Origin of the sequence: Waterburya agarophytonicola KI4 (assembly GCF_020640915.1) — a bacterium.
Lineage (GTDB): Bacteria > Cyanobacteriota > Cyanobacteriia > Cyanobacteriales > Xenococcaceae > Waterburya > Waterburya agarophytonicola.
In genome coordinates this window covers 1-18921 of record NZ_JADWDC010000083.1, presented here as the reverse complement: position 1 = coordinate 18921, position 18921 = coordinate 1, and the positions used below count along the sequence as shown (strand labels likewise).

General features: G+C 37.1%; 12 protein-coding genes and 1 pseudogene. 10 read left to right on the top strand and 3 right to left on the bottom strand.

The window, feature by feature from the left end:
* The 10 genes and pseudogenes from I4641_RS20915 to dndD all read left to right on the top strand — a co-directional run.
* A pseudogene (locus I4641_RS20915) lies at nt 1-558 on the top strand (hypothetical protein); the annotation flags it as partial.
* Between the two features lie 191 nt (nt 559-749).
* Nucleotides 750-3515, top strand: a complete 2766-nt coding sequence (locus I4641_RS20910) for a valine--tRNA ligase (protein WP_229642529.1) — start codon at nt 750-752, stop codon at nt 3513-3515.
* A gap of 54 nt (nt 3516-3569) precedes the next feature.
* On the top strand, nt 3570-4022 hold the full coding sequence (locus I4641_RS20905; RefSeq protein ID WP_229642528.1) for an HmpF-related protein: 453 nt from the start codon (nt 3570-3572) through the stop codon (nt 4020-4022).
* Between the two features lie 42 nt (nt 4023-4064).
* Complete coding sequence (locus I4641_RS20900; protein ID WP_229642527.1) at nt 4065-5195, top strand: quinone-dependent dihydroorotate dehydrogenase; 1131 nt, start codon at nt 4065-4067, stop codon at nt 5193-5195.
* A 451-nt stretch (nt 5196-5646) separates the two neighbouring features.
* Nucleotides 5647-7722, top strand: a complete 2076-nt coding sequence (locus I4641_RS20895) for a DEAD/DEAH box helicase family protein (protein WP_229642526.1) — start codon at nt 5647-5649, stop codon at nt 7720-7722.
* 7 nt (nt 7723-7729) lie between these two features.
* The gene (locus I4641_RS20890; RefSeq protein WP_229642525.1) at nt 7730-7891 is read left to right on the top strand and encodes a hypothetical protein; all 162 of its coding nucleotides are present in this window, start codon (nt 7730-7732) and stop codon (nt 7889-7891) included.
* A 15-nt stretch (nt 7892-7906) separates the two neighbouring features.
* Nucleotides 7907-9859 carry an AAA family ATPase gene (locus tag I4641_RS20885; RefSeq protein WP_229642524.1) on the top strand — a complete coding sequence of 651 codons (1953 nt, stop codon included), beginning with the start codon at nt 7907-7909 and terminating at the stop codon, nt 9857-9859.
* Nucleotides 9859-10266: a hypothetical protein gene (locus tag I4641_RS20880; protein ID WP_229642523.1), complete on the top strand. Its 408-nt coding sequence runs from the start codon at nt 9859-9861 to the stop codon at nt 10264-10266. The genes I4641_RS20885 and I4641_RS20880 overlap by 1 nt, the downstream gene beginning before the upstream one ends.
* Before the next feature lie 28 nt (nt 10267-10294).
* Nucleotides 10295-11875: a DNA phosphorothioation system sulfurtransferase DndC gene (gene dndC / locus I4641_RS20875; protein ID WP_229642522.1), complete on the top strand. Its 1581-nt coding sequence runs from the start codon at nt 10295-10297 to the stop codon at nt 11873-11875.
* A 111-nt stretch (nt 11876-11986) separates the two neighbouring features.
* Complete coding sequence (dndD, locus tag I4641_RS20870) at nt 11987-14005, top strand: DNA sulfur modification protein DndD (RefSeq protein ID WP_229642521.1); 2019 nt, start codon at nt 11987-11989, stop codon at nt 14003-14005.
* Nucleotides 14006-14050: 45 nt separating this feature from the next.
* Here the strand turns inward: dndD and I4641_RS20865 are convergent, their stop codons facing one another.
* The 3 genes from I4641_RS20865 to I4641_RS20855 form a co-directional block, all read right to left on the bottom strand.
* Nucleotides 14051-14887 (bottom strand): fatty acid desaturase family protein, encoded by an 837-nt coding sequence (locus tag I4641_RS20865; RefSeq protein WP_229642520.1) that lies wholly within the window; start codon nt 14885-14887, stop codon nt 14051-14053.
* Nucleotides 14888-15240: 353 nt separating this feature from the next.
* The gene (gene secA / locus I4641_RS20860; RefSeq protein ID WP_229642519.1) at nt 15241-18105 is read right to left on the bottom strand and encodes a preprotein translocase subunit SecA; all 2865 of its coding nucleotides are present in this window, start codon (nt 18103-18105) and stop codon (nt 15241-15243) included.
* Between the two features lie 192 nt (nt 18106-18297).
* On the bottom strand, nt 18298-18921 hold a 624-nt coding region (locus I4641_RS20855), incomplete at its 5' end, for a low temperature requirement protein A (protein ID WP_229642518.1).

Genomic DNA, 18921 nt, shown 5'->3' with positions numbered 1-18921 from the left:
TTAATGAAAAGTAAAATCCTTAATCATAGCACAAAATATTTTTGCAAGAGTTCTATAGTTACGAATTCTTTAACTAATGAATCTAGAAAGGTCAGCGTTAGCTTCTTACAAAGAGTTGCCAATAATTCTCTGGCAATGTTGTTTCAATATAAATATTATGAGTTAATAATCAATGCAGAAAAAATATGGCACAGCATAGAGAATTTTAATTCTGAAAGAGAAGAACAATATGAAATTTATATGGAACAGCAATTTAAAAGAATTATGTCCAACGATGATTGGGTGAGAATTTCAGATTATGACAGAAAAATTTACCAAAAAGCTTTATCTTCTTGGGCAAATTCTTATAATTCTCATCCTAACAAAAAGAGCTTTGATAAATTTGTATTTATTCCTGTTGCAGGTGGTGCAATGGCTGGTGCTTTGACTTATAGTGCTATTGGTGGCGTGGGAATAGCTGCTGCTGGAAGTGCAGTAGGAATAGGAGCGTTAGGTCTAACTGCTTTGGGAACAATAGGAGGTTTAGCGGCTTATGGTGTAGGCAAAGCAGTTTGCTAAAAGTCATATTATTTTTTCTAAAGAGCTTCGTAGGGTTAACTAAAGTAAAAACATATAATATTTTGGAAAATATCTTTAAAAACTCAAACACTGAATATTTTTTACAAACAATTAAATAACCAATTAGCAAGAGTGACGGCAATGAATATACAATAAGAAATTGCTGAAAAACCAACTTCTCTGCTAGTCACATGACCGCAACTGAAACCAATCTCTCGACTCAATACGATCCCAAACAAACCGAAGCCAAGTGGCAACAATACTGGGCGGACAAAGAAGTATTCAAAGCCGATCCTAACGCGGAAGGTGAACCTTATTGCATTGTCATTCCCCCACCCAACGTTACGGGGAGTTTGCATATGGGACACGCTTTTGAGAGTGCCTTGATCGATACTTTGATTCGCTACCATCGCATGATTGGGCGCAATACTTTGTGGTTGCCTGGGACGGATCACGCCAGTATTGCGGTGAGTACCATTGTTGATAAGCAGATTAAAACCGAAGGTAAAAGCCGTGAGGATTTGGGACGGGAAGAATATTTAAAGAAAGCTTGGGCTTGGAAGGAGGAGTCTGGCACGACAATTATTAATCAGTTGAAGAGTCTAGGGGTATCTGCCGACTGGACGAGAGAAAGATTTACGATGGATGAGGGTTTGTCCCAGGCAGTGAAGACAGCTTTTGTCAAACTTTACGAAGAAGGGCTGATTTATCGCGGTAACTATTTGGTTAACTGGTGTCCCGCATCTCTTTCGGCAGTATCGGATTTGGAAGCAGAGAATCAAGAGGTTGATGGGCATTTATGGCACTTCCGCTATCCTTTAAGCGATGGTAGCGGACATTTAGAAGTAGCAACCACACGCCCTGAAACCATGTTGGGAGATACTGGTGTTGCGGTTAATCCTAATGATGAGAGATATAAGGATTATATTGGCAAGACTCTGACTTTGCCCATTGTAGGGCGGGAGATTCCGATTATTGGCGATGAATTTGTCGAGATGGAATTTGGTACGGGTTGCGTTAAGGTGACACCAGCTCACGATCCTAATGACTTTGAGATGGGCAAACGTCATAACCTGCCGATGATTAACATCATGAATAAGGATGGCAGTCTCAATGAGAATGCAGGGGAGTTTCAGGGACAAGATCGCTTTATTGCCCGCAAGAATGTGGTTAAGAAACTGGATGAGTTGGGCAATCTAGTTAAGATTGAAGACTATCGCCATAGCGTTCCCTACAGCGATCGCGGTAAAGTACCAGTAGAACCTTTATTATCTACCCAGTGGTTTGTCAAAATCGATCCGTTATCTCAGAAGGCTTTGGGTTGCCTGGATAACGAGAATTCTCCTAACTATGTACCCGAAAGATGGAAGAAGGTGTATCGAGATTGGTTGGTTAAGTTAAAAGATTGGTGTATCTCTCGTCAACTATGGTGGGGTCATCAAATTCCTGCTTGGTATGTAGTTTCAGAAACTAATGGGGAGATTCAAGATAATACGCCGTTTGTGGTGGCTTTCGATGAAGCAGAGGCAGAAACTAAAGCGAAAGAGAAGTACGGGAATGATATTGAATTAGAACAAGATCCTGATGTATTGGATACTTGGTTTTCCTCTGGTTTATGGCCTTTTTCTACTATGGGATGGCCAGAAAATACCGCCGATTTAGAGAAGTATTACCCTAACTCTACTTTAGTTACGGGCTTTGATATTATCTTCTTTTGGGTAGCCCGCATGACCATGATGGCGGGACACTTCACGGATAAGATGCCTTTTGATGATGTGTATATTCACGGCTTGGTATTGGATGAAAATGGACAAAAAATGTCCAAGTCTAAAGGTAACGGTATCGATCCTTTATTGATGATTGATAAATATGGTGCGGATGCCTTGCGTTATACCCTGATTACAAAAGTTGTCGGTGCGGGACAAAATATTAGCTTTGACTACGACAGGAAGAAACAAGAATCTGCATCTGTAGAGGCTTCTCGTAATTTTGCGAACAAGCTGTGGAATGCTTCGCGGTTTGTAATGATGAATCTGAAAGGGAAAACTCCCCAAGAATTTCAATTCTCCTTTAACTCTAATAAACTTCAATACTTTGATTTCGTAGGTAATGAATTTTTAGAGAAAGCAGATTATTGGATTCTGTCTCGTTTTTATCAAACCGTAAAACAAACCCGCAGCAATATTGAGAAATATGGTTTAGGCGAAGCAGCAAAAGGTTTGTATGAGTTTATTTGGAATGATTTTTGCGATTGGTATATTGAATTAGTCAAAACTCGTCTTTGGCAAGATGAATCTTCAGCTAGTCGTAAAGTAGCACAAAATGTTCTTGCTTATGTTTTAGACGGAATATTGAGATTACTCCACCCTTTCATGCCTCATATTACGGAGGAGATTTGGCAAACACTTACTCAGTATAATGGAAAGTATATTCTTGCTGTTCAAACTTATCCTGAATTAAACGATAATCTCATAGATTTGGAACTAGAACAAAGCTTTGACTTGCTGTTTAATACCATAGGTACTATCCGTAATTTGCGTGCGGAGTCGGTAATTAAGCCAGGAGAGAAAATAAAAGTTATCCTGCAAACTGAGAGTGAGAAAGAGATTGAATTGCTTAAGTCTACCGAAGCCTATATTAAAGATATTGGTAAGGTAGGGGAGTTAATTATTAGTTCTACTCTAGAAGATCCAGGACAGGTAATTGCAGGGGTAACGGCTACAGTACAGATATTAATTCCTTTAACTGGTTTAGTGGATGTTCCTGCATTAGAAGCAAAATTACAGAAAAAATTAGATAAGGTAGAGAAGGATATCAAATCTTTAACTGGACGTTTGAATAATCCTGGTTTTGTTAATAAAGCCCCCGCAGAAGTAATTCAAGGGGCAAATAATGACTTAGCGGAAGCCAAAAAACAAGCGGAAATATTAAAGGAACGTTTAGAACGTCTCAAGTAAAAGTATCATTAATGATATAAATAACTACATCTATGTTCGAGACTCTTTATAACCATGTTATATCTAGCGCAAGTTGAAATTAATCCTGATTCGGGAGAAATACAGCTACAGGTGCTTGCACGCCAAGAATCGGAATATGTCTGGGAAGTAGATAATTCCGAGACTTTGCTTTTAACTAAAGAAAGTTCTTTGTGTGGGGGAGTTTTGGTATTGGTAGAAATAGATAGCGATCGCCAAATAATTAGTATTCAGGATGCGAAAGAATGGATATTGAGCATTTTACAGCAGCATCTAACTAAAAATGCCATTAATCCTCAGTTTATTGAACGCGAGCAAAGTAAGGTGGAAAAGTGGCGACAGGAAATTACAGCCCAAAATTTGGAGTTAAATCGCCGTGCTTTGGAAATTGAAACTCGTCGCGAACAATTGCAGGAGTTGGAACAAGAATTGAAAAGGGATAGAGAGGAATTGAATCGGTTACAAGCAGAATTGACAATGGATAATTGACAATGGACAACGGCAATTAGTTATAAATCATCAAATATAATAATGCTTAACTTTACTAAACCTTTGTATCCTTTATTACTTTCTTCTGTTAAAAGCGATCCTGAAACAGCTCATCGTCAAATGCTTAAGACTCTAAGTAATCTAGAAATTAATCGTCATTCTGTCTGGGGAAATTTGGCAATTAAGCAGCTAGAAAAGTCTTTTTGTATTAGAGACTCTCGCTTGCAACAAACACTCTGGGGATTGAATTTTAATAATCCTTTCGGTTTAGCAGCAGGGTTTGATAAAGATGGTACAGCAGCGGGAATGTGGAGTAGTTTTGGTTTTGGTTTTGCCGAATTGGGTGCGGTAACTCTTCATTCTCAATCAGGAAACCCCCGCCCTCGTATGTTTCGCCTACCAGAAGATAAAGCAGCACTTAATCGCATGGGTGCAAACAATTTGGGTGCAGCAGTCATGGCGGATACTCTAGCTCAAACTTGGCGCAGACAACCTCGCAAAATTCCAATTGGTATCAATCTTTGTAAATCTAAAATAGCAGCCCTAGAAGAGGCGACAGCAGACTATGTAGGTAGTTTTCAATATCTTCAGGATGTGGCAGATTACTTTGTAATTAATGTTAGTTCTCCTAATACTCCAGGTTTGCGATCGCTTCAAGGAGGGGAACAGCTAGAACCTATTTTATCGGGATTACAAACAGCTAATACCAATAGTAAACCTATTCTAATTAAAATTGCTCCTGATTTGGAATGGGAGGATATTAAAGATATTTTGAATTTAGCAACTAGCTATAATCTCTCTGGGGTCATTGCTACCAACACTACTATCAGTCGAGATCGCCTTAATACTAAAATCCTTAAGGAAACAGGCAAAAGTATTCAAGATGAAGCGGGGGGAATTAGTGGCTTCCCCGTCAAAGAACGTTCTACTGAGGTAATCCGCTTTATTTATCAAGAAACAGGGGGTAAATTACCCATAATTGGTGTTGGTGGAATATTTAATGCAGAAGATGCTTGGGCTAAAATTATTGCAGGGGCGAGTGTGCTACAAGTATACACTGGTTGGGTCTATGAAGGACCTTGGATGGTTAATAATGTGTTGTCTGGTTTATTAGCTAAATTGGATGAAAAAGGATTAGATAATATTAAAGATGCCGTAGGTTTGGAACATTAATCAATTTTTTCTTTGGATATGCGATCGCGATCGCAGCGGTTTAATTAAAGTCTTTTTAGAATTGAATAAATGATTTAGTATTCTGTTTTTTAATTCAAAAAAAGATTATGTCAAATAATGCCGTCGCGATCATGGGTTATCCTAATAAACCCAATAAATATCGATTTAATAGTAATAGAAATTTATCTACTGGATCTAATCTTAAGAACCCAAAAGATAAACAAAGAGAATAGTTTTTCTATTATTTTATACCCCTTGATTTAATATTTAATTGAGGGGTATTTCTTTTTGGTATCTCACGCCAAGTCGCTATCCTAAAGGATACCGCAAAGCATAAGGCGCAAAGGATTTGTTTGTTTTGAAGTGTAAAGCGATCGCTTTTTTGAATTTAAGTATTTGAATATGTAAAAATAGTAATTATTATTTTCAGTTTAATTGCTTATTTATTCAATTGAATTTATCAGATATTTATATTCAAGATCATTATAGAAGCGATCGCCATAATTTAATCCAAGATTTTTATGTTCCTTGCCTTTCTCAAACCATCTTGTACAGTCGGGCAGTGGGATATTTTTCTAGTACTTCTATCGTTTCTATTTCCCAAGGGCTAGCAGCTTTGATTAAAGCAGGCGGTAATATGCGTCTAGTAGCATCACCTCAACTTTCTCGTGAAGATATTAAGGCTATTGAAAAAGGTTTAAAGCAAAAAGAAGAAGTTATTAGTAAAGCAATTATTCAAGAATTTGAAACTGTCTCCCAAGATAGACTAACTTGTTTATCTTGGTTATTGAGTCAGGGTATTTTAGATATTAAATTAGCCGTGGCTAATAATTTTGAAGATCCTGGTCTTTATCATGAAAAAATTGGTGTTTTAACGGATGGCAACAACAACAGGTTAGCCTTTACTGGTTCAATTAACGAAACAAAATCGGGACTAATTGATAATTTTGAAAATATTGAAATTTTTTGTTCTTGGCGAGGAGAAGAAGCTAAACGAGTTAAGCGCATCAATGAAGATTTTGAAAGACTGTGGCTAAATAAAACTCCTAAAGCAGAAGTCATCAGTTTTCCTGAAGCAGCAGCCCGCAAACTATTAGAATATTGTCCTTATGCGAAACCAACAGTATCGGTCAGAAAAAAGTCAAAGTTAGTAGCAGAGGATAAAACTAAATATGATGTTGAAGAAGATAAATCGCGATCTCTTCATAGTTTAGATATTACTTTAAGACCTTATCAAGAAGAAGCCTTGGTCAAGTTCAAGTCTGCCAACTATAAGGGAATTCTGGCTATGGCAACAGGGGCAGGTAAAACTATTACGGCTTTAGCTTGCGCTAGTAGTATAGAAGATTTAGATTTAATTATTGTCGTTGTTCCTATTAAAGATTTAGTTCAACAATGGATGGATGAATTAGATAAGCTTACAGATTTTTATTATCCTATTCCAGCAGTCGGTAAGTCTGAAACCTGGAGAAATACCCTATATAAAAAGTTACGCTTAATTCACGGCAACGTACAAGCAGTTAAAAGATTACCTACTGTTGTGGTTGGTACTTATAGCGGTTTGTCTAGATCTACAGTGGCAGAACTTATTGAAGATGCTGGAGGGTTGCCCATTAAGTCTTTAATGATTGCTGACGAGGTTCACACCGCAGGATCTTCACAATATCGCAGGATCTTAAGAGATGATTTTACTTACCGCTTGGGTTTATCTGCTACTCCCATACGTCCTCATGATGAAGAAGGGACAGAATTTGTATTAGATTATTTTGGCGATATCGTTTACGAGTTAAGTTTAGAAGAAGCTATTGGATTGAAAATTCTTTGCGAGTACGAATACTATGTTTATGTGGTCACTCTGACCGATGCCGAAAATGAAGAGTATCAACGACTCACTAAAAAAATTGCCAAATTGTTGAGAAGTGGTAATGATAAAGTAAGCGGATCTATAAATCGTTTAACTATAGAGCGATCTCGTATTATTAAATCTGCTAGTGAAAAGATAACCGTCCTTGGTCGCATTATACAAGATCATCCTTTAAATAGAGGCATGGTTTATTGTGCTGATATTAACCAAGCAGACATCGTGTGTCATCGACTATCACAAAAGGGAATAAATATCTCCCGCTTTACTTCCAAAGAAGATAAGCAACGTCCTCAAATATTGAATAATTTCAGCCAGGGTCGTTTTGATGCTTTAGTAGCCGTAAAATGTCTTGACGAAGGTGTAAATGTACCTGCTGCCCAAGAAGCGATAATATTAGCTAGCGATACTTCCGAACGCCAGTTTATTCAACGTAGAGGCAGAATTTTAAGAAAAGCCAAAGGGAAAGAAAGGGCAACTTTGATTGATATACTTGTAGTACCACCAATAGGAGACGGACAATTAAAACTAATTACATCAGAAGTTAAGAGAATTAAACATTTTGCTAAAACAGCTAGCAATAAAGCTTCAGTTATTACTAAGCTAGGAGATGAATTATCTCATTACGGCATTACTTACTCTGATTTAATTTTACTAGTTAAATAGATTACACATGGAAGAAAAAATAAAGGAATTAGCTAAAAAACATAATATTCCCGCATCTTTATTGAAAAAAGTAATCCAGATGGAAAAGGAACGGGTTATTTTACAACAACGTAGGTTAGTTCCTGAAATAAGAAAGGTGATACAACAATACGCTGCATTATACAAATAATTTAAAATATAATAAATGCAAATCAAGCTAAAGAGTATTCATTTTCAAAATTGGAAATGTTTTCAAGATCAAGTTATCAACTTTAATTTAGATACTGTTGTCACTAAAAACATTTGGGTAGTATTCGGTGATAATGGTTATGGTAAAACTTCATTATTGCAAGGCATTTTATGGTGTCTTTATGGAGTAAAAGCAATTTTTCCAGATACAAGACAACAACCTAAATTTGTAACTTTTTTCAACTCTATAGCTGTAAAGGAAAATCCCAGTTTAGAAATGTCAGTGATTTTGACATTCAAACAAGGCGAAGAATTATATCGTATTACTCGTGTTGTAAAAAGATTAGTTAGGGGAAATAACGTTAATTTTAAACAAACTACTTTTAGTTTCAATAAGAGTGGTAAAGAAAAACCAGACACAAAAGAAAATATAGAATCTTTGTTACCAGAATCATGCAAAGAACTGTTTTTTTTCGATGGCAAGAAAATTGAAGAATATGCCAAACTTACTCATAGTAAAGAAACTCGCAATGCTATAGAACAAGTTTTAGGTATTCCAGAAATTAGAAACCTAATTGACGACACTAAAAAAGTACGAAAAGAAATAGAACAGGAATTTGATAACATATCCAGTACCAAAAATGAGTTAAAGAAGGTTAGTCAAGAACTAAATGAGATTAAAGATAATATTAGTATTAAGGAAGCAACAAAAAACCAAACGCTACAGGACTTACAGCAAGAACGTATTATTTTAAATGCTTTAGACAAAGAAGCTAGACAAAGTGATGAAGCCCAAAGTAAATTTGATGAAATTAACAAGTTAGAAAAAACCGAAAGTATTGTAATAAAAGATTTAGAACAAATATCGGAAAAAATAAAAACTTCTTTTCGCAAAGCTCCTATTTACTTATTGTCAGGTCTGGTTAGAGAAATAGCTGATGAAATACATACTAAAACTTTAATTAATAATAAGCAGTTGGCTGATACATCCCTGCTGGAAAAGCTAATTATTAATGATGAGTGTGTTTGCGGACGTTGCATAGATACTGAAGTTCGCCAATATCTTGAAGAACAGTTAGAAAAAGCGAAAAATTCTAGACATTTATATAAACAAGCGGTTGATAACCAGAAACTGCATACTGAATTAAGTATGTTGTGCCGTACTCCATCCCCCGATCTCGAATTACTCTTATTAAGACGCGATCGCCTTGAAGAAGATCTGACTGAAACCGAACAAGCGATCAAGAAATTAAAACAAGATACAGATGGTTTTGACCGCGACAGCATTAAGAAGATTTGGCAAAAGCTATATCAACAAGAAAACGCACTTAAGCAAAAGCAAGATCAGATAGATCGTTTAGAAAGAGATATAGAGGAACTTGAGGAGGAACAAAGCAAACTACAAAAACAGAGAAAAAAACTAGCCAGTCAAAATAAAGAAGCAGCAAATTTGAGCCGACAGTCAGATATTGCTGACAGACTCTATCAAGCTGCTGACGAACTTGTAAGATGGCAGATAGATAACAGTCGTGAAATAATCGAACAATATACCTCAGAAATACATCAGAAAATTACTAACAAACCAGAGGAATATAAAGGAGTTAGAATAAATCAAGACTATACATTAGGAATTAAGCAAAAATCTGGTGATATTGTTAATCCAGAAGAAATTAATTTCAGTCCAGGTGAAAAAGAAACCTTGGCTTTTGCTTTTATTGCAGGTTTAAATCAAGCTTCTGGAAAAGCTGCTCCTTTAGTTATGGATACTCCTTTTGGTCATCTTGACCCCATACATAAGAAAAATATTATTAATTCTCTGCCAGAACTTCCTTCTCAAGTGATACTCTTAGCTACAGGTGAAGATTTGCCACAAAATATATTGGATGATTTAGCACCTTATATTGTTCAAACTCATGTTATCAGCAGAAAAGGAGACAATAGATTTAGTTCTGTCATTAAAATCGAATAATGAAGCGTATTGATATTACTAAAACTTTTCGTCCTACACCAGAAGCTAGAGAATATGCCAAATGGCTTAAAGATAAAAAAATCTTTGAGCGCGTAATAGATGGTTACTTGTTTGCTGCTGCCTTTGCCATTAAGAACAATCTAGATATTCTTCCTATACCTTCAAAAGATCGTCAACATATAGTAGTAAACTTATTAGGTTTAATAGACGATGATGTTCGTCTTTCACTAGAAGCGGCAGTATATGCTATTCACAAACGTAGCAAAAAACCCCAACCGACCAATAGTGATGAATTAATAGAAATTATTAGCCAATATGCCGAAGCAGGACTTATACATTTAAAACAAAAATGGCAAGGAAAAGTAGTTAACCAGATACAGGACGATATTCGTAAGATCGTAAATTAGCAGAGCTTATAATATATAAATTTTAGCAATGACATCTAAACCAGCATCTACATTTCCCTCCCGTGCTGTTCCTGAATTAATTAAAGATATCGAAAAACTATCTGCTGAAATTCAAGAATTATATCTTGCTGATGAAATTCCTTTTGTGATAGGTTACTCAGGTGGCAAAGACAGCACCGCAGTTTTACAGTTAATTTGGAATGCAATATCTGAGCTTCCTATAGAAAAGAGAAAGAAGAAGATATATGTCATAACTACAGATACATTAGTCGAAAACCCTATTGTTTCATCTTGGGTTAATAATTCTCTAAAACAAATGGCGGTTAGTGCCAAGCAGCAACAATTACCTATAGAACCTCATTTATTAAAACCTGAAGCCGCAACAACTTATTGGGTGGGGTTAATTGGAAAAGGCTATCCTGCTCCAAGACATAGATTTCGTTGGTGTACTCCTCGTTTAAAAATCGATCCATCTAATAACTTTATTCGTAACGTAATACGTCAAAATGGCGAAGCAATAGTAGTATTGGGTACTCGTAAAACAGAAAGTGCTAACCGTGCTGCAATAATGAGCAAGCGAGATGAAACTAAAATACGCGATCGCCTTTGTCCTCATTCACATTTACCAAGCTCTCTACTGTATACTCCTGTTGAAGACTGGCATACAGATGAGGTTTGGCTTTATTTAATGCAGTGGGAAAACCCTTGGGGATATAGTAATAAAGATTTGTTTGCTATGTATCGTGGCGCAACTGAAGATAACGAGTGTCCCTTGGTAGTCGATACATCAACTCCTAGTTGTGGTAGTTCTCGTTTTGGTTGCTGGGTTTGTACTTTAGTAGACAGTGATAAGTCTCTTACTGCAATGATCCGTAATGACGAAGAAAAAGAATGGTTACAGCCATTAGTAGACTTTCGTTTGGAATTAGACATTAGAAACGATCGCCATAAAAGAGATTTTCGCCGTCTTCGTGGTCATGTGCAGTTATTTGAGAGAAATATGGGGGGAGGAGAAACTTCTATTGAGCCTATTCCTGGTCCTTATACTAAAAAATGGCGAGAAAATTGGTTGAGAAAGCTATTAGAAGCACAAGTAGAAGTTAGACAGAATGCGCCAGAAGATTTTAAAGATATTAGCTTAATTACGATTGAAGAGTTAAGCGAGATTAGAAGAATTTGGCTAGAGGAAAAACACGAGTTTGATGACAGTTTACCTCGCATCTATCAAGAGGTAACGGGAGAGGTATTTAAAGATATTAGATTAGGTGCAGAAGAAAAGACAATAGGTAGTGATGAGTGGGAAATTCTTGAGGAAATATGCGATGATGAGATGCACTTGGAATTGATGTCGAAACTGTTAGATACGGAAAGACAATTCAAGATTAAAAATCGGCGTTTGGGTATCTATGAAGGTTTGGAAAAATGTTTTGATACTAGTTCGAGAAGCAAAGAAGAAGCGATTGCAAATGCTCATCAGAAGTATGAATTAAAAACCGCTGCTGAACAAGGTGATAGTGAAACAGTAATTAAAAAAGTTGAGCAGCTAACTAAGTCTAAGAAAGATGAAAAAGCCACTTGGTCAAATATAAAATTTCCAGCTAAATCCTAAATTCTTTGATAAACTCCAATTTAGAAATATTTAAAAACAAGTCAAATAATTGATAATTATCCATTGTTATGCATAGCGGTATCCTTTAGGGCAGTTGTCAATTTAAAAAATATGATTTTTACTGAATTAGTAATTGAAAACTTTGGTGCTTATGTAGGAAGGCAAATAATTAATTTGCGACCTTCGGGTAGTCCTTTAGGGCATCCTGAGAATAATGATGTTGTTCGTCCTATCGTATTATTAGGGGGAATGAATGGTGGCGGAAAAACTACTTTGATGGATGCTATTCGTTTGGCTTTATACGGACAAAGAGCAAAGTGTTCTAATCGAGGAAATTTGGGCTACAGTGAGTTTTTAAAACAGTCTGTTAATAGTCATGCTACCTCCGCAGATATAACTAGAATTGAGTTATCTTTTGAAGATGTTTTTGAAGGAAATTGGCAGCAGTTTAAAATTATCCGCGCTTGGAAAAGAGATATTAAAGATGGAAAGGATAGCCTTAGCATCGAAAGAGAAGACAGGTTTGATCGCAATTTAGAAGAGCATTGGGATGAATATATTGAAAGTATTTTACCATTAGGTATTTCTAATTTGTTTTTGTTTGATGGAGAACAAGTCAAAGAATTAGCTGAATTAGATACGCCTCCCCCTGCTGTAGTCGAAGCAATTAATAATTTATTGGGCTTAGAATTAGCAGAGAAGTTATCTGTTGATTTATCGGTATTAGTTAATCGAAAAAGAAAAGCGATCGCGAGTAAAGCTCAGTTATTAACTATAGAAGAAATTGAAACTAAACTAGCAGCTAAAAAACAAGATAGAGAACAGCTGAATGAAAATTATTTAATCATAGATGAGAAATTAAAACAGGCCTATAAAAAAAGAGAACGCGCCACTACAAAGTTTAATAAACAAGGGGGCAAAATTGCAGCCGAAAGAGACGTTTTTGAAGCTCGAATTCAAGAGCTTAATAGTCAGTTAGAGAACAAAAGAAAAGACTTAATTGAGCTAGCAGAAAGCAGTTTACCATTAGGATTAATTATACCTTTATTAAATAATGCAATCAAACAGGGAGAATTAGAAGTTAAATCTCAACAGTTTAAACAAGCGCAAAAAATATTAGCAGTAAGAGATCGGAAGTTATTAGATTATTTTGATACTATTTCTTTATCACCAGAGTCTATTGATAAAATCGAGTTTTTTATAGAAAAAGAAAATAAAACTATTGCTGATTCTATTAAAGATGCAGGAGATAATTATTTAGATATAACAGAAAAGCAATTGCAGCAATTATACGTTTTTTCTGGCGATCGCTTGTCTTTAGAAACTAAAAATTCTCAAAATATCATTCAAGAAATCGAACGCCTAACAACCCAGATAGATAACACCGAAACTCAATTAGCTAGTGCTGCATCCCCCGAAGATTATCAGAAATTAATCGATGCAGTAGAAAATACTCAAAAAGCGATAAGTAAGTATAAAACTCAATACGATATAGCTAAAGATAAGGTAGAAAATATAGATCGCGAAATAGATCGCGTAACTCAAGAATTAAACCGCAAGTTGAAAAATTATAGCGAAGAAGCTATTGACAAAATTGGTGACGAACATATTATAAATTCTGCCACTAAAGTACAAGATACCCTCAAGGTATTCAAAGAAAAATTGACTCTTAAAAAACTTAATAAGCTAGAAACAGAGGTCAAAGACTGCTTCTTATATCTACTGCATAAATCTAATTTGATTAACCGCGTGACTATAGATAGCGATCGCTTTAGACTAAAACTATACGACACTAATGGGCAATTATTCCCCAAGCAACGATTATCCGCAGGGGAAAAACAACTACTGGCGATCGCCTTTTTGTGGGGTTTGGCTAGAGTATCGGGGCGTAATCTTCCCATTGCGATCGATACCCCCTTAGGCAGACTAGATTCATCTCATCGTAATAATTTAGTCGAACGATATTTTCCTACTGCATCCCACCAGGTAATTTTGCTTTCTACTGATACGGAAATAGGAGAGAAGGAAGTAAACTCTTTAAGAAAACAAGAGGCTATTTCCCAAGAATACTTGCTTAAATACAATCCCGATAAGCGTCAGACTACCGTGGAGAAAGGATACTTTTGGTAATCTTTGACGATGAAGACTATTAATAAATTAAATAAACCTCGATCGCTATACTTCCAACATTGCGCCGAGATTCCTCAATAAACTGGTTAATCTAGTAATCTGAGGAAAAGGAAAACCTGGTTCTCGATACAAATTTTGAGGAATTTTATCCTTAATTTGTTCGTGTAATGCTGGCAATTCTGCCCAATGCTTGCCACACTGAAGATGATGAGCGGTATGATAACCCAGATTGCAGGTAAACCAATTATAAGTAGGGTCAATGATGTTGTAAGTTGCTCGATAAGGATCTTCCGTATCTAACCCTGCATGATGTTTGTAAGTATCAAACACCGTAGCGTAGAGCAAAATCAGCATAGGCAGAACAAACACCACTAAGGCATTATACCAGTTATACCAAACGAGAAAAGCGATCGCGACTAAAGTAAGAACTATATTTTGAATCAGACGTTTTTGTTCGCGGGGATATCTTTCCCCAACTTTCAATCCTTTGGCATAAGTAGTCGTGCCAACATAAAGAGTATATTCCACAACACTCATTATTTCCCCATTATCCTTTTGCCAACCAGATTCATCTTTGCGTCGATCGAGATAATTCTGGTGGTGTCCCAGAGTATGATGCAATACCCAAAGTTCCCCTACTACACCAGTCTGCAAACCCATAATAAACTCAATCCCTCGATTCGCCCATTTTACAGAGAAAAATTTATAGTGTTGATGGTGATGATTCAACGAACAAGTAAAACCTTTAATGTATATGCTGATTAAGCCCCACAATAAAGTCAAAATCCAAGAAGGACTAAGGAAAAAAACTAATAAATCGATGGCAAATATTAGTATGATTACGGTTATGGGATAGTAGTCGATTTTTTTTCTGACAAACATTTAATATCTATGATTTTGCAAAAACCGTATTTTAATCGAAATAGATAGTGTTGTAAATCTCTAAATATAGAAACCATATGGTATCTTTTCAAAGCAGAGAAGCTCTTACAACAGCTAGTTTATCTAACAAGCGTTCAATGAATATAATTCAATTCATTATGTTTGAGAGAAACGGGCTAGAAATACGAAGCTAACCCCAAACCATCGTACATTAAAACAATAGTGAACGCAGACAAACGTAGATGAATTGTCTGTATTTTGAGTATTTTGAGATTTTTAAAAATATTTAGAGCGAAACAAAAAACCAGCAACTAGTGCTGGCTTGATCGATTATTGAATTGCAGTAAATTTCTCTAAACCGTTTGTGCTTGAGCTTCTGCTTGTTGCGGTGGAGGAGTTTGGGGTTGGAATTGGAAGAGTGAATAAACAACATTACGACGAATATCAATCATCATTTCCAAGAACATTTCATAACCCTCTTGTTTATATTCAATCAGAGGATCTTTTTGTCCGTAACCCCGCAAACCAATCGACTCTCTTAAAGCATCCATCGCCTGTAGGTGTTCGCGCCAAAGAGTATCAATCTGTTGCAGAATAAAGAATCTTTCTGCCTGACGCATCAACCCAGGCTGCATACTATCGATTTGATGTTCCTTGATATCGTAAGCCTTGCGAACTTCTTCACAGAGGAAGGTTTTCATTTCATTGACAGTCATATCTTCTAGGTGGGCGGGTTCGACATCTTCTAGAAGATAAATAAACTCCTTAGCTTTATCTACCATCTTATCTAACTTCCACTCTTCAGGGGGCAACTCAGGATTGACATAAGCATCGACAATTTCCCCCATTGTTTTCTCGGCGTATTGAATTACCTGTTCTTTCAAATCTAACCCTTCTAACACCCGACGACGTTCGGCATAGATAGCCCGACGCTGGTTATTCATTACCTCGTCATACTCAAATACCTGCTTGCGAGTATCGTAATAGAAAGTTTCTACTTTCTTTTGCGCCCCTTCTAGAGAATTAGTGAGCATTTTGGACTCAATAGGCATATCATCCTCAACCCGCATCATATTCATCAATTTTTCCACGCGATCGCCACCGAAGATTCTCAATAAGTTATCTTGTAAACTGAGGAAAAATCTAGTCGAACCAGGATCGCCTTGTCTTCCCGCCCGTCCTCGTAGTTGATTATCTACTCGGCGAGATTCGTGACGCTCAGTACCAATTACGTGCAGACCACCATTGGCAATCACTTCATTGTGTTCAGCATCGGTGAATTCATCGTATTCTTTACGAATAGCTTTATAAGCTTCCCGCAATTTTTTCAATACAGGATCGTCTACAGGGGCATTTTCCGCTGCAACGGCAATTTTTTCTTCTGCTTCTAATTCGGGTAAACTTTGTTCGCCATATTTTTGTATGGCAAACTTAACGGTTTCCTTGAGGATATTTTCTGTTTCGCTGGACAACTCCGTAGGGAAAATTTGAGGAGAAGCTTTCCAAGTTTTGACTTTCTTGCCATTGCTAGCACCAGCAAAGCCTTTGGGAGCATCTTTTTTGATCTCAATTCCTGGTACATTCGCCATCAGGTTATCGTCTTCAGGAATCACTAGTTTGGGCATAAAATACTCTCTAACTTTGAGCCTAGCCATATAGTCTGCATTACCACCCAAAATAATATCCGTACCTCGTCCAGCCATGTTGGTGGCGATAGTTACAGCAGTTTTACGCCCTGCTTGGGCGACGATTTCTGATTCTCGTTCCACGTTTTCAGGTTTAGCATTCAGCAGATTATGCTCAATACCTTTTTCTCGTAACAACTGAGAAATCAATTCAGATTTTTCGACGCTAGTCGTACCTACTAATACAGGACGACCTTTTTCGTGCATATTAGCGGTGTCTTCGGCAACTGCTTGCCATTTGCCGATCTCTTTTTTATAAACTACATCAGCCAAATCTGCCCGTTTGGGAGGTAGGTTAGTAGGAATGATAGTTACCTGAAGATTGTAAACTTTTTCAAATTCAGTTTCTTCGGTTTTAGCCGTACCAGTCATCCCTGCCAAAGTAGGATAGAGCAAGAAAAAGTTTTGATAGGTAATACTGGCTAGAGTTTGAGTTTCTTTTTGGATGGGTACGCCTTCTTTGGCTTCAATTGCTTGGTGTAAGCCGTCACTCCAACGTCTTCCCGCCAGTACTCTCCCTGTAAATTCATCGACGATTACAATCTCGTCATTACGCACCATGTAGTTAACATCTTTGGTAAATAATTCTTTCGCTTTAACTGCATTAGAGATATAGTGCGCCCAAGGATTTTCAGGGTCGTATAAATCCGTAACTCCCAAGATTTCTTCTGCGTGGGCGAAACCTTCATCAGTCATTAAGACATTACGGGCTTTCTCGTCTACTTCATAGTCGCCAATACCCTCGTCGCCCTTCGCTTCTTCGTCGTAGTCTTCGTCTTGTCTGACTAACTGTTCGGCTACTTGGGCTGCATAGAGATATTTCTCTGTAGGACGCTCTACTTGACCTGAAATAATTAGAGGAGTTCTAGCTTCGTCGATTAATACGGAGTCGACTTCATCAATTACACAGTAATTAGGCGGACGCTGTACTACTTCTTCCATCGAGACAGCCATGTTGTCCCGTAGATAGTCAAAACCCAGCTCGCTGTTAGTGGTGTAGGTAATGTCGCAAGCGTAGTTCTTTCTTCTCTCAGAAGGACTCATTCCTGATTGAATCAAGCCGACACTCAAACCCAAGAAACGATGAACTTGTCCCATCCATTCCGCGTCTCTTCGAGCTAGATAATCGTTGACCGTAACAACGTGAACGCCTTTGCCAGTCAAACCGTTAAGATAAGCAGGAAGAGTACAAACGAGGGTTTTACCTTCCCCAGTTTTCATTTCGGCGATTTGTCCTTTGTGTAATACTATGCCACCAAGCAACTGCACGTCGTAGTGGCGCATCCCTAAAACACGAATTGCAGCTTCTCTAACTACAGCATAAGCTTCGGGTAGAATATCATCAAGAATTTCTTTAACTTCTTCGTCATTTTTTCCTTCAGCTAATTGCTTACGAAATTCTAACGTCTTGGCTTTCAAATCTTCATCAGATAGGTCTTTGATGTCTTCTTCGATGAGATTGATTTCTGCTACCAAAGGTTGGAATTTCTTTAGTTTTCGGGCATTGGGATCGCCCAACAGTCTTTTCAGCATAGTAGTATTTATTTAGGAATTATCAGTATTTTATCTTTCTTATATTTGCTTTCTAAGCTTCTATCGCCTAGTTGTGCAGCTATATTTAACAACTTTTAATAATTCTACCATTTGCCTAGATATACAGGGTTTAGGGATTTCTACCCATAAGGTAAGGAGAGAGGATAAACGATCGCAATAGATATGATTGATTTATCCACAAGTATTAAAAATATCTAAAGCAATTTGAATGGTACAGGCGATCGCAACTAGAGTAATAATTACTAAAGAAGAGAGAAAGCTGCTAGCAAAGGCTAAAGATAATATAAAAGCTGCTGCACCAAGGCGATAGAAAGTTAAGATGCGCTTGCATTTAGTTTGTCCGAGTTGACAGCTAGTCCAATGAAGGTTTGATAGGATCAGCATACATAAGGCTACCGCCACACAGAATAGGGTTTTTTCGCTGCTAGAGGAATCGTGTTCTAAACCATTAATCATTTTTTCTACTCCTACTCCCGTTGCAGTTAAGCCAATAGCTAGGGGGAGGTGGGAATATAGCCAGGTAAGAGCAGTCCTCATATTGCCCTGTTTCATAGCCGTTAGAGGAGATTCGTCTACGGTGTCAAAATACATCCACCAGAAGCTAAAGGCGATGGATAAACCCAGCAAAGCGATCGCAATTGCCATTGGAGTCCATTCTCTATCTGATACCCCACCTACTACTGCAACAATAGATTCCCCCAAGACAATAATTGTAAATAGCCCAATTCTTTCGGTGGTATGAGCTAGGGTGTTGATTTTGTCAAAAATAGCTGGGAGTAATTTCATACACTTTCT

Bases quoted from the DNA above. Each gene is read 5' to 3' on its own strand.
- I4641_RS20900 (WP_229642527.1), top strand. From the start codon at position 4,065: ATGCTTAACTTTACTAAACCTTTGTATCCTTTATTACTTTCTTCTGTT.
- I4641_RS20885 (WP_229642524.1), top strand. From the start codon at position 7,907: ATGCAAATCAAGCTAAAGAGTATTCATTTTCAAAATTGGAAATGTTTT.
- dndC (WP_229642522.1), top strand. From the start codon at position 10,295: ATGACATCTAAACCAGCATCTACATTTCCCTCCCGTGCTGTTCCTGAA.
- I4641_RS20910 (WP_229642529.1), top strand. From the start codon at position 750: ATGACCGCAACTGAAACCAATCTCTCGACTCAATACGATCCCAAACAA.
- dndD (WP_229642521.1), top strand. From the start codon at position 11,987: ATGATTTTTACTGAATTAGTAATTGAAAACTTTGGTGCTTATGTAGGA.
- secA (WP_229642519.1), bottom strand. From the start codon at position 18,105: ATGCTGAAAAGACTGTTGGGCGATCCCAATGCCCGAAAACTAAAGAAA.
- I4641_RS20880 (WP_229642523.1), top strand. From the start codon at position 9,859: ATGAAGCGTATTGATATTACTAAAACTTTTCGTCCTACACCAGAAGCT.
- I4641_RS20905 (WP_229642528.1), top strand. From the start codon at position 3,570: ATGTTATATCTAGCGCAAGTTGAAATTAATCCTGATTCGGGAGAAATA.
- I4641_RS20890 (WP_229642525.1), top strand. From the start codon at position 7,730: ATGGAAGAAAAAATAAAGGAATTAGCTAAAAAACATAATATTCCCGCA.
- I4641_RS20865 (WP_229642520.1), bottom strand. From the start codon at position 14,887: ATGTTTGTCAGAAAAAAAATCGACTACTATCCCATAACCGTAATCATA.